This is a genomic window from Peribacillus sp. BM1 (assembly GCF_056679975.1).
In genome coordinates this window covers 1,935,444-1,948,265 of the sequence record NZ_CM155259.1, presented here as the reverse complement: position 1 = coordinate 1,948,265, position 12,822 = coordinate 1,935,444, and the positions used below count along the sequence as shown (strand labels likewise).

Sequence of the window (12,822 nt, the reverse complement as noted above, 5' to 3'; positions counted from 1 at the left end):
AGGTCCCTCCTTTGTTTGTCCCAAAAGGGTCTGACCTCACACTCTATACACCCGTTTATTGTGTCTTTTACGCTATAAACGATTTATAGAACATGTGGGATCTGACCCTTTCTTCATAGGACAGCCTCTACTTTTTTACTTATCAAGCATTTCTTTCGCTTTTGCTTCCATCTTCTTTCCTGCTTCTTTCGGTGTCATTGTTAGCCCGAAAAGTGCCTGAGTTGTGTCTTTATGAAGTTCAGCGAGTTCTGGCGGCAATGTTTGATCGTACGGCATTTGCATGAACGTTGCATTTTGAATCAACTCATAAAGTGGCTTCATCGTTTCATCAGTTGGAATAGCACCTTTTATCGCTGTTAAAGAGCCCGTCTTATCTGTATAGATTTGCGCATTTTCCTTTGTTGTCAATTCATTAATAAGCTGTGCAGCAAGATCGGGCTCTTTTGCGCTTTTCGATACAGAAAAAACAGGGCCTGTTGCTGCGCCGATTTCCGTTTGAATCCCTTTACCATCCGGTACTGTTGGGAATGGGAAGAAACCTAGTTTCTTTTCAAATTCCGGATTTTCTGCCCGTATATTATTAATGAAAGAAGTAGTCATATCCATCATGGCTGCTTCTCCCGTGTATAGAAGTTGACGACCGCGCCCTTCATCAACAGGGATGCCATTGGCTCCTGGATTAAATGCATCCATTTTCACTAAATCTTGAATATACTCACCAGCCTTAATAAACGCTGGGTCATCAAAACCGCTTCCTGTTCGTTTAAACGCACTCTCAAATAATTCAGGGCCTGCAATGCGGCTTACAAAGTTCATGAAGAAGTAAGAGCCTGGCCATTTGGTTTTATTTGTTAATGCTATTGGAATGATTTTATTTTCTTTTAATGTCTCAATCACTTGAACAAATTCTTCATATGTTTTCGGTTCTTTCAAATTGTACTTAGCAAAGATTTCTTTATTATAGAACATAACATCTGTTGAAATACCCAGAGGGACGCCGTATACTTTTTCATCAAATTTCGTGTTAGCAATGGCATTTTCAAGGTACAAATCTTGATCGACCTGGTCTGTAATATCAAGCACTTTACCCTGATCAACAAAGTTTTTCAGCCAGCCACCCCCCCAGCTTTGAAAAATATCTGGGGGATTACCGCCCGACATAGCGACGGAAAGTTTTTGCTTGTAAGCATCATTCGGAATACGATTGAGTTTTACTTTTGTACCTGGGTGATCTTGCTCAAACTGAGCTATTACATTTTCAAAATATTTTTCCCGCTCTCCCGGTTCGATGTGCCACACTTCAATCACTTTCTCACCCGATCCACTTTTCCCTGTCGCTTTTGAGCCGGTTTCCTCTCCTCCACAAGCTGCAAGCATGACCATTGAAGCAGCCGTTAACGTTGCTAGAAATTTTCTCATAGTCTTCCCTCCTGTTTTTTATGAAAATAATGGTTTACACGTTCGCTAAATGAGGCAATCGCTTCTTCAAATACTTCATACTAATTTCAATGCTTTCAAGTGGTGAACGCCTGCTTCTGTCTTGTTCCACAACCCACCATTCCACATTAGCTTCTTCGCCTTTTTCAAGTACTGATTCAATGTCAACGCCTCCAGTACCTAGTTCTGCAAAAAAACGTTCTTCGTCAGTCGTCATATCTTTCAAGTGAATAAGTGGAGTTCTGTTAGGATACTGCTTGATCCAAGCTAACGGATTTTGACCGGCTCTAGTCAGCCAATAGATATCAAATTCCGCTTTCACCCATTCTGGATTCGTTTCCTCAAAAATCGTTTCAAGCGCTGTACGCCCGTCCGAAAGTTTTTCTAATTCAAAATCATGGTTGTGATAGCATAGTGTAATGCCTTCTTTGCTGCATGTTTCTCCAAAACGATTTAATAGCGTAATGAGTTCATGGTAATCTTCTTCTGTTCTTCTTTCCAAAGGAAGATAGGGACAAACAAGCTTATTGCTCCCAATTCTATGCTGATCATCAATTATTTTTGTTAAATCTGCCTCCATCTCTATAAGAGGTATATGGCTGGCTGCTGCACGAAGACCTAAATCATCCATAACGACTTTTAATTCTGTCGTTGTTAAATCGCCATACCCGGCAAATTCAATCCCTTCGTAGCCGAGCTCTGCTACTTTTTTCAATGTGCCAATAAAATCTTTGCTGCTTTCCTCTCTTAATGTAAACATTTGAAGTGCAACTGGAATAGCTGTAATGATAATCCCTCTTTTCAATTTATTGGAATGTAATCGATTGCATTTATTTTGCAATCGATTACATTTTCCTTCTACAGAAAATTACTGTCCTTTTATGTTGGCGCCACATGATTCACGAACGATAAACTGACTTTCAATGACATATTTTTCATGTTCAAGTGAATCACCAGTCATAATCTTCAAAAGCAGTTCCATAGATTTTCTACCCATCTCATGAAAAGGTTGAGCAATCGTTGTCAGCGCTGGATCAAAAACAGCTGAAAATTTAATATCATCAAATCCAATCACCGCTAAATCTTCCGGTACTCTAATCCCCATTTCTTTTGCTGCTTTGATACCACCCATTGCCAGTTCATCGTTTCCAAAGAAAATAGCAGTTGGCTTATTGTCCTGCTTCATTAATTTTCTTACTGAAGAATAGCCACATCCGATTGAATATTCTCCTTCAATCATAAACAATTCATCAACAGGTATATTATAATGATGTAATGCTTTACGATAGCCTTGCGCACGCTCACGACCGATTGCCACATCGAGGGGCCCTGAAACATGAGCAATTTTTCGATGACCTAATTTTATTAAATGCTCCGTTATTTGATAACCACAATTTAAATTATCAATACAAACTGCCGGAATATCCAGTTTTTCAACAAAATCAGAGGCAAGTACAATCGGATAGTCGTGAGCAATCTCCTCCCATAGCTCCTGAGCTAATTTAACTGTTAATAAAATAACGCCATCTACTTGTTTCTGTTTTAAATGATTAATATAACTTTGTGCTTTTTCCATCCTGTTATTTATATTACCTAACAAAACTTGATAACCTTTTTCAGTGGCTACTGTGTCAATTCCAGAAATAATTTCCGAGAAAACTAAGTTTGTTAAACTAGGTACAACAACTAGAATGGTCTTTGTTTGATTCGTTCGAAAATGACGGGCCAGAATGTTTGGCTGATAATCTAGCTGTTTAATAGCTTCAAAAACTTTTTGCTGAGTTATCTTTTTAACAGCTTCAGGATTTCTAAGCACTCTCGACACGGTAGCTGTTGATACATTCGCCAGTTTTGCCACATCACTCATTTTCACCATTTTCTTCTACCCCTTACTTTAAATGTAATCGATTACATTTATTATCTCGATTCTAACTTGTTCATTTTAATTATGCAATAGTTTTTTTGAATACTCCATTAAATATATCCATTCAAAAAGACTCCAAGCCTACACCCAGAGTCTTTACAAACCTATCTTGCTGACGATGTGGAACAAATCATCATACCGTTCCTTTATTCATCAACAAAAAATAAAGGTTTTATCGGATAACCATAAACGGTCTCATCATTTCATAATCTTCGTGTTCCAGCATATGACAATGCCAAACATATAAACCTGCAAATGTATCAAACTGCATGATAATTCTCGTTACTTCGTTAGGATTCACCCTTACTGTATCCTTCCAACCTCTTTCTTGTGGTTCAGGCAGCATCAATTGGCCCGTATAGTGGATGACTTTCTCCTTTTTAAAACGTTCTACGTCAAAGGCTCTCCGGTCGAGCACCTGGAAATCTATCAAATGGATATGAATCGGGTGAGTATCTTCCGTTACGTTAATGAAATACCATATTTCTGTTGTTCCTAATTTCGGATTTTCTGATATAGGTGTGCCCCAGTCTTTACCATCTAATAACATCATTGCACGACCGTATCGATCGGTCGCCTGATCCAATGTAAGATGTCTTTCCTTAGAAACAGTTTGGTCATTCATTTGGAGAAGTGTTTCTAAATAAGACGGGATAACACTCGTATCAATACTTTTAAGGGGAAGGCTCACTCTAAATTCCATCACAGTACCCGTATTTTGATTTACTGGCGGACCAACTGGAAATGGTGCAGGTGCATCATTCTTCAAGACAATATTCTTTCCCTCAAGATTGGTAAAATCAATAATGACTTCTGCTCTTTCTGCAGGAGCCAACGTGAGTTCTTTAATTCCAATCGGGTACTCCATAAATCCTCGGTCTGTTCCGATTTGATACATATGTTGCCCTGAATCAAGCCTGATTTGATAGAAACGAGAGTTGGATGCATTCAACAGCCTAAACCGATATTTCCGCGCTTCTACTTTTAAAAAAGGCCATACTTTCCCATTTACAAGGTTTGTGTCCCCAAAAAATTCAGGAACAATCGATGTTTCTAATTCTTGAACTGTTTTATCCGACTGCTTTGGGTAAAATAGCGAACCATCTTCATTAAATGATTTATCCTGTATGATAAGTGGAATATCATATTGACCACTAGGTAAGTTTAATAACCGTTCCCGTTGATTTCGAATAAGGTAAAATCCTGCCAATCCTGCATAAACATTAAGTCTAGTGATGCCGAGAGCATGATCATGATACCAAAGCGTAGATGCTCGCACGTCATTAGTATATTGATATATTTTCTTTTTAAAATATGGACCGACTTGTTCGAATCCCTTCGTAAACCAGGCCTCCGGATACCCATCACTTTCCCATTCGACACTGGCACCATGTACATGTACGACCGTTCTTACATCTGGTACATCTCGATGGGCGCCGTGTACCGTATAATCAATCGGAAAAAGATGCTTCCTAGGAAGATTATTGATCCATTTAATCCATACTCTTTCGCCACTTTCCACCTCGATTGTAGGACCAGGATAACTTCCTTCATAGCCCCACACCGTTGTTTCCATTAACTCACTATGGAGGGGTTGCTTAAATTCAGTCATATTCACTTCATAATACGTATCAAATTGACTTTTTTGACGAGGTTTTAAGACTGCAGGAATGGGAAGTTCATCTACAAATTTAGAGAGAATCATCATTTTACTCCTTTACAGACTGCCGACTTATTATTACCTTATTGGATTTAGAAGATAAATATTCCACTATATACTTTGAATGAACCATCTCCGTTCTTATACTCATTCTGGAACATAATGGCCTAAAGTACTGGGCGTTCCCACTTTTCTATTACTCTGCTTTCACATTTATATGTCGTAATCACAGATAAGTAGTCTGACATCTTTCGTTAAAGCAGGGGGAAATTAATCGTTCAATTTATATACAATCCTTCCCACACAAAAACCCAAACAACAAAATATCTGCTGTTTGGGTACCTATTACTCTACAATTGTATTCAGCTTTTCTTCCAATGCATGAACGTCACTTACCTCTTTACCAATTGTCTGCTTTAATAGAGCTTTCTGATTTTCTTCTGCGTTCTTCAATGCTTGGATTTCAGCATCCACTTTCGGGTTCTTCGTTTCAGACTTCGATTGAAGACTGTTGATTACGTCATATAGATCCTCATGTCCGATGATTTTCCCGTTCCCCCAGCTTAATCGATCTGCGCCTTGGTCAAGTACCTGGTTCGTGAAAAAGTCGAATGTTTCACGATCAAAATGATACGCATACCAGTTGTTATCAACGAGCCTTAAATAATCATCAAGCGCCACACTCACATCACCTTTTTGCAATGCGTCTAGTGCACGGCCAATCGCATCAAGGTTGTTCTGGGCATGTTCATGAGGAAAAAGCGGCTCATCCTCCCATGTCAGATTTAAGAGGTGATCTTGAGAATAACGGAAAACCTCTCGCAATTTGTCATTGAAATCCTTATTTTCAGATAGTAATTCTTTCGCTTTATTCTCATCGCCGTTAACAAGTGCAGCCTTATAGTCAGCATTAATTTTATTGACTTGTTTGGTTACTTTTTCAGCAGTAGCAATCACCATATCCAAGCCTGCGTTCAATTCTACAGTATCAATTCCTGCAGTAGCATTCACATCTACATTGATTGTGTCTTTCATCGCTTTAAAACGTTCAGTAAAATCCAACGGCATAACAGCTGTTTGATCATATGCTTGAACAAGCAAGCCGTACAGATTATGGTGGAATTCAAAAGCTTTTTCGTTATAAGTAGCTTCATTATCGAACTGAGAATGATAATGAGTTTTCATAAAATCAGAGTCTTGGAAATCATTACGCTGAGCAGGAATCCCTCCAAGTGAATAGGAAAAATCGTCAGACCATGTTCGCAATGGAGAAACTACACTGATTCCGTCTTTATAAACCCCTTCTACTTTCGGTACTTCTTTCGAAAACTCTGTCAGAAACTGATCTAATTCATAAACAGATCGTATTTCATCTGCACTTGTATGCTCATAGGCAGGCAATTCAAAGTTAATGTTTGCGACAACTTGTCTTTTCCATTCTGGACGTGCTTCAAAGATTTGTCTATAAGCACCTGTGGACCAATCATATCTTGAATTTGCAATTCCCCACTCCTCCGCAGCCTGAGCAACAAATACAATGGTTTTCTCCGGTTCGTAGTTGCTGTCAATTAAGCCTTTGGCAATACCAGCTAATAATCCAATCGCAGCGGAATCATCTTGGAAGCCATCAAAATATGCATCATAATGAGCACTTAACAGAATGATTGAATCCTTATCTTTCCCTGGTATTTCACCAACTATATTGTATGACTTCGCATCTCTCTCAACGATTGAGACAGCATCAAAAGTTACTGATACGCTTTCTTGATTCGTCTCTTTCATTAATGCAAGTAAGCCATCTGCGTCTTTTCTCGAAATTGAAAATGCCGGAGTATCATCAGGGCCGCACAAGTCTTGTGCGTTCAATGCTTCTGGATCTATCTCCCCATATCCACCCTTTTGTGCAGCAAGAACCGCTTTTGCTCCTTTTAAAGAAGCTTGATAGGCAGGATAATTAATCCACCATTCATCTCTTTGATTAATATCAATTAACACTAATTTCCCTTTCACATCAAGACCTTCTAGATCCTGTTTCGTTCCTTTTCCAGCATAGACCACTTCAAATTCTTCAGGTCCATCTGTTACAAAATTCGCCTGATAGCCGCCTAAAACCAATTCATGCTTCTCATTATTTTGATCAACATATGTGAGGTCCGCTTTCTCAAACTCCCAGCTATCCACAGTGACCTCGTCCTTCGTAACATTCTTCAATCCAATCTTCTTAAACTCTTCTGTCAGCATTTCTCCAGCCTCAAACTCAGCTTTCGAGCCTGCTGGTCGATAGCCTAATTTCTCGTTTGATTTATAGGTTGTTAGCTTTTTAGCCAAATCAAAAGAATAATTTGTATCTACCTTTTCAAGATATTCAGAAGCACTCGTTTCTTTTTGAGAAACATCTTTTTTCTCAGATGCAGGCTTTAATTTCAAGCTAAAGTACCCCGCAATTAGTATCACGATAATTAATAGTATTGCTAAACGCCCTTTTTTCAATGACGATTTCCCTCCAAATGTGGCTGATTTTCTATCAATATGAAATATATCAACTATGCTATTGGACAGCAAGGCTTTTTTCGAGTATATATTCCAAATTATACAAAAAAAGGAACGGCAGCCCACATCGGCTACCGCTCTTTGTATCAATCATCTTACAATCGGAAAAGATCCTTCATCGACTTACTTTTTAGAAGTTTAATTGTGAAAGATGATGATTACTCATCATTTCTTTGCCAGAAATTCATCTACTAAATACCCAGATTGAGGAAAGTGTAATCCTAATTGCCAAGCTCCGATTCCTTTTAACCGGTAATCAACTACCATTTGGAGTTTTCGAGAAAGGGCTTTTGCGTCTTCGAACCAAACGATATGACGCTTACCTGATTCATCTCGGTATTGATAGAAAGGTTGTTGATCTTGAATGGAATATTGAATGGGTACCTGATATTTCATAGCTGTCTCGATTGCATCCATAACAGCAATAGCACGAGCACTCACAACTGTCCCATTAGACATTGTCCAATCATATCCATACCTTGGGACACCAAGGATAATTTTATTTCTGCTCATATGATTTTGGGCATATTCGATTGTTTTTCTCACTTCATTTATAGGAGCAATAGGTCCAGGTGGACTACTTGCTTCATGCCAGTCATAAGCCATGATAAAGACAAAATCAACAGCTGCACCAATTCCTCCATAATCATATCCTTGTAACCAGGAAATATCATCACTTGTTTTCGCTGGCACGGCAACAGACGTATAATACCCTTCCGGCTTTAAACGTTCTTGTAGCGAGTGTAAGAAACCACTATATAAATCCCGATCCACCCCGCGCACCCTTTCAAAGTCAATATTCACCCCAGCGTATTTTTTACTTTTCACCAGATTGTAGATATGATCAATTGCTCGCTGTCTTAATTCAGGATTATTTAACACTCTCCCAACCAAATCTGCACTAAATCCAGTCTCTGTTAAATTGGTAATCACTGCAAGTGGTGCTACATGATTCCCAGCGATTAATGTGAGAAGTTGCTGATCATGCGATAGCGAACTTAAACTTCCATCTTCAAGAATATGATACTCAAAAATGCCATAATCCGAAGTGATGGACGCAAATCTACGAATATTAGTTTGAGTGGTTTCAAGGGTGGATGGAGTTAGATAACCAAAATTCTCTGCGTTATATTTAATTCTGGGTGGTAAATATAAATTCATACCAACCAGTAATAAATCAGAATATAGACCATTTATGAGACGGATCGCTTCTATTGGAAGTAAAGCCATTTGGGCTATCGTATAGAGAGAATCTCCAGGTTGAACAATATACACATTCGTAAAAATGACTAAATCCTGTCCAGGTACTAGCTGATCTGTTTTTAAGGCATTTCTATACCGGATACTATCCAGGGAAACCTGATATTTCTTTGCTATAGAATATAAATTGTCCCCTGTTTTAACTACGTAGATAAACATACCCCACCTCATTTATCCATTATTCGCCTTAATGAAATGTATTCAAAGAACAAAGATGATATGTGATTCCTCTCTACATTTATTAGCGGAGGATTATGGGTTATGAATACGTATTACTTTTCTACGCCGTTCACCTAGCATACATTAAACTGAGATATGAGTATGCGCACTTTTTTTCATGTCCCACTTATGCAGCAATTTGAAAATTGGCGGCAGTACGAGACAAACTACGATAATTCGGAGCACCTGCACAGCCACAACAAATGTGGAATCAGCATCTAGAACGACTGCTGTTGTCGCCATTTCCGCAATGCCACCCGGTGCAAATGCGAGGGCTGTGGTCATAAACGCCATTCCTGTGATTTCGGAAACAAAGTACGCACATGCGAACATCGCCGCTATTAAAACGAGCGTACTGATGAACGCGACGACTAATGTTTGTTTTAAACCGATAAACATTTCTTTACGGAAACGAGAGCCGATCGATACGGCAATTAAAATTTGTGATACCACCATGATACTATGTGGCCAAAAGGCAATCATATCGTGTCCCATTGAGGTAGAGGTGATGGATTGCACACTGGCAACTCCCACCATGCTACCAAGGAGCCATGGCGCTGGAAATTTTAAGTATTTACCGACACGGTATCCCCCATAGGCAATGACAGCAAGCATTATACTCCATAAAAGGTGATCGATTTCAAATATAGGGCCTGACGTTTGTACGATAACTGGTTCAGTCGGAATGATCGCCAATACGGACACAATAATCGGGATAATTAAAATAACAAGAAAAACGCGCATCGTTTGAATGATGCTAACGACCGCTGTGTTAGCGCCGACTTCCTCAGCCATCCCCGGCATAGCTGATAATCCACCCGGTGCCGTACCGAAAAAACTCGTCAGCATATTCGTTTGACTACATTTCCAAAGTGCCAAACCAGATAGTAATGAAAACAATATTGAAAGCAGTAGCATGACGATTATGACAATCCAATGTTGCTGAAAGACTGATAGAACAGATAAATTAATTTTTTGACCAAGTTCAATGCCTAAAATACACTGCCCAATATACAACCAGTATTTCGGCAAACCTTTCGCTTCTAGAAAATTTGGGAATCCGAAAGAAATAAGGGCAGCAACGAGCAATGTCCCAAGCATCCACCCTATTGACAAACCTGTCAATGAAAGCAAAAAACCACCTGCGCTGCTTAGTACAATAAACAACCATATATTTTTTTTCAATTTTACATCGGCCTTCTTTCCGCACCTTATATCATTTATTATAAAGAATGAACAGTCATAAATAAAATAACATTTTAATATGACTAATCATAAGTAAAGATTATGTTATGTATGTAATTGTTAGGAAAGAACGGACTGATTTGTTTTACGAACACAAAGGGATGGACTCCCTGCGTTAAGCCACCCACTACTACTGCCTCAATGATCAGGGCCTTCACTCAAAAGTTTTGCATCCATACCAGACTTGTTTGCCAACGAGACATTTTGCAATAGAAAAAGACGTGCACTTTACATAAAGTGAATCTTAATCAGTAGGTGGGAGTGTTCATCCCCCACTACTGATGGATCGTTGAACCAATCGGGGTACAGCTTGTAAAACTGGGAGAAAATATCACTTTCTATTCCGTGATACCGGTGTTCACAATATGAACCTTCATATCAAATTCAATGGGAACGGTTGGGTAATTTTCCTCCCACTCTTTTTCATTAAAATTCCGAAAATGACTCCGGACTCTATCGCCGATGTCGAGTGGATCGACATTTAATTCCTGAAGTTTTTTCATCATCTTTTCCGCTCTTTTCGTACTTTCTTTACTATACTTCTGCTCAATTTCTTTAATAATGGTCCCATTAGTCGATAAGCCGGGAGCGTCTCTAACCTGACCTACCATCGAAACATGAATCGAAACCCGCAGATTATCCTGGTTGCCGGATACTTTATATTTCACTTTGGATCGAATTTTTTCAAGAGTAACGTATGTTTTATCCTTCAATCTTAATTCCTCAGTGCCTTCTTTAGTCTTATTGTAAAGATTATTAAATAGATAGCTATCCTTGATTGAAAGTGCTCCTACGTATTTATTATCCTTGAAAAGGGCAAGACCTTTATATCTAATATGATCTTTCTTTTTCTCAATAATAGGCAGAAATATATCTTGGTAGGTCCCGTAATACTGAGCCAGAAAATGATGAGCAGTTGGATTGGGAATAACATCTTTCATAGTTCTTTGCATGAAATCGGAAAGATATTGAGCCGTTGTCTGCGTATTTGGATACGGAAAAGTCAACAACTCCTCGGTGCTGCCGTCGACGACCGCAATGTAAACATCCCGGCCAATCTTGGTCGAACGGCTAATTGGATCAGCGATCTCTTCGATTCCATGTTTCGCCAACTCTTTACTAATCAAAATATTTTGTAAACGACCTGTAGCGAGTTTTTTTTGGGCTTGTATCTGCTGCTGTTGTAAGATGCTTAGAATATTATGTCCGACAGCTGTAAAGTAGGCATTTAACGGCTTAACATCCATCCCCGGAGGATAAAAAGGAGCAGCGGCTGTCCCTTTCATCCGGCGGTCGTCTACATAGTCAAAACCTATAGCAGAAACATGCTGAATATTTTCAAGCACATGTGTTTCAAGCGAAAAATTGAACAGCAGGACAAGTATGAAAATGCTCCATAATAAATAAGCCTTCATGTTCATGATGTTCTCCTCCTTTTGTTTTTAATCAATTGGAAAAAAAACACAAAAGGAATGTAAGCAAAAGTGACGTAAAGGCTCACCAAGCGTATCATTGCATTTAGTTGATCAATCTGCTTGTGGTCTTTTATAAGAACAGCCGCCACAGTGATCATGATGAGAATTAAGATAAGGCTATATTTTTGTTTCACAGAAAACAGCTGTTTTAGTCCTCTCGTGCTAGCCAAAACAAATAAACAAGCACTAGGAAGAATGTTCAACAGCCAAAGGGAGATACCCGCGAATTCAAATCTTTCAAGAAAAGGGAAATCAGCAATTTTCCAAAGAGCGATTGTCGGCCAAATCAGCTTAATTAATTGATTTTTAGTAAAGAACATGATGCAAACGAACGTGATTGCTAAATAAGTAAATGTAGTAAAAACCACTCCATATTGTGCCCACTTTTGGGAGCCTCGGGCATTTTTTATAAAGGGATAAAAGAAAAAAAGACATTGAAACCCCATAAAATACAAAGTCATCCCTTTGGAGGCGGACAAAATCTTGGCCACGGGTTGATCGAAAACAGGAAAAAGATAATAAAGTTCAGATTCCTGTAAAGGAAACCATAACATTATAAATAAAGTAAAGATGAAAATGAAGTTAATACAGCACATCCCAACAACGACTCGAAAACCTCCGATGACATACACAAACACAAGCACAGAGAGAATCAGGCCCATATACCATGTTTGCAATTCAGGAAAGATCCAAACTTGAATCATTTCAGTATAAGACCGGAGCACGGAGACTGCTAGAATAAGCAAATAAACAATCAATGCTAGGCTGAGGAGCCCGCCAAGCCACTTTCCAAACAGTTGCTTATGGATAACGGTAATATCATTATTTCCTTTATTTAATATTCGATAGACCATCCATATCATCACGTGAATGGAGAGGCCAGCGATAATAACAGAAATCCAAGCATCCCGTTCTGCGACTTTGATAAGCTTTTGTGGAAAGCTGAGTGTGCCCATGGCTACTTGCGTAGTGACAATTATATAAAAAACAAAGAAAGGAGAGACTTTCCGGTTCTCCGAAGGTAAGGGCAGCATACAGCACCTCCATTATAA

At 39.0% G+C, this 12,822-nt stretch carries 9 protein-coding genes; all 9 read right to left on the bottom strand.

Translation table 11 applies throughout. From position 1 onward, the window contains the following. Window positions 1–135: 135 nt before the first annotated feature. The 9 genes from AC1MGI_RS09375 to AC1MGI_RS09335 all read right to left on the bottom strand — a co-directional run bounded on the left by AC1MGI_RS09375 (window position 136) and on the right by AC1MGI_RS09335 (window position 12,804). Window positions 136–1,419, bottom strand: a complete 1,284-nt coding sequence (locus AC1MGI_RS09375; RefSeq protein WP_480349472.1) for an ABC transporter substrate-binding protein — start codon at window positions 1,417–1,419, stop codon at window positions 136–138. Window positions 1,420–1,453: 34 nt separating this feature from the next. Then, window positions 1,454–2,224 (bottom strand): sugar phosphate isomerase/epimerase family protein, encoded by a 771-nt coding sequence (locus AC1MGI_RS09370; protein ID WP_480349751.1) that lies wholly within the window; start codon window positions 2,222–2,224, stop codon window positions 1,454–1,456. Between the two features lie 81 nt (window positions 2,225–2,305). Then, window positions 2,306–3,313 (bottom strand): LacI family DNA-binding transcriptional regulator, encoded by a 1,008-nt coding sequence (locus AC1MGI_RS09365; RefSeq protein ID WP_480349471.1) that lies wholly within the window; start codon window positions 3,311–3,313, stop codon window positions 2,306–2,308. A 220-nt stretch (window positions 3,314–3,533) separates the two neighbouring features. Beyond that, window positions 3,534–5,066, bottom strand: a complete 1,533-nt coding sequence (locus AC1MGI_RS09360; protein WP_480349750.1) for a multicopper oxidase family protein — start codon at window positions 5,064–5,066, stop codon at window positions 3,534–3,536. Between the two features lie 300 nt (window positions 5,067–5,366). Continuing rightward, the gene (locus AC1MGI_RS09355) at window positions 5,367–7,511 is read right to left on the bottom strand and encodes a M28 family peptidase (protein ID WP_480349470.1); all 2,145 of its coding nucleotides are present in this window, start codon (window positions 7,509–7,511) and stop codon (window positions 5,367–5,369) included. 225 nt (window positions 7,512–7,736) lie between these two features. Then, window positions 7,737–8,990: a glycoside hydrolase family 18 protein gene (locus tag AC1MGI_RS09350; protein WP_480349469.1), complete on the bottom strand. Its 1,254-nt coding sequence runs from the start codon at window positions 8,988–8,990 to the stop codon at window positions 7,737–7,739. Window positions 8,991–9,134: 144 nt separating this feature from the next. Continuing rightward, entirely contained in the window at window positions 9,135–10,235 is a 1,101-nt protein-coding gene (locus AC1MGI_RS09345; RefSeq protein WP_480349468.1) for an AbrB family transcriptional regulator, read from the bottom strand. A gap of 398 nt (window positions 10,236–10,633) precedes the next feature. After that, window positions 10,634–11,716 carry a Ger(x)C family spore germination protein gene (locus AC1MGI_RS09340; RefSeq protein WP_480349467.1) on the bottom strand — a complete coding sequence of 361 codons (1,083 nt, stop codon included), beginning with the start codon at window positions 11,714–11,716 and terminating at the stop codon, window positions 10,634–10,636. Further along, the gene (locus tag AC1MGI_RS09335) at window positions 11,713–12,804 is read right to left on the bottom strand and encodes a GerAB/ArcD/ProY family transporter (RefSeq protein ID WP_480349466.1); all 1,092 of its coding nucleotides are present in this window, start codon (window positions 12,802–12,804) and stop codon (window positions 11,713–11,715) included. The genes AC1MGI_RS09340 and AC1MGI_RS09335 overlap by 4 nt, the downstream gene beginning before the upstream one ends. Window positions 12,805–12,822 lie beyond the last annotated feature (18 nt).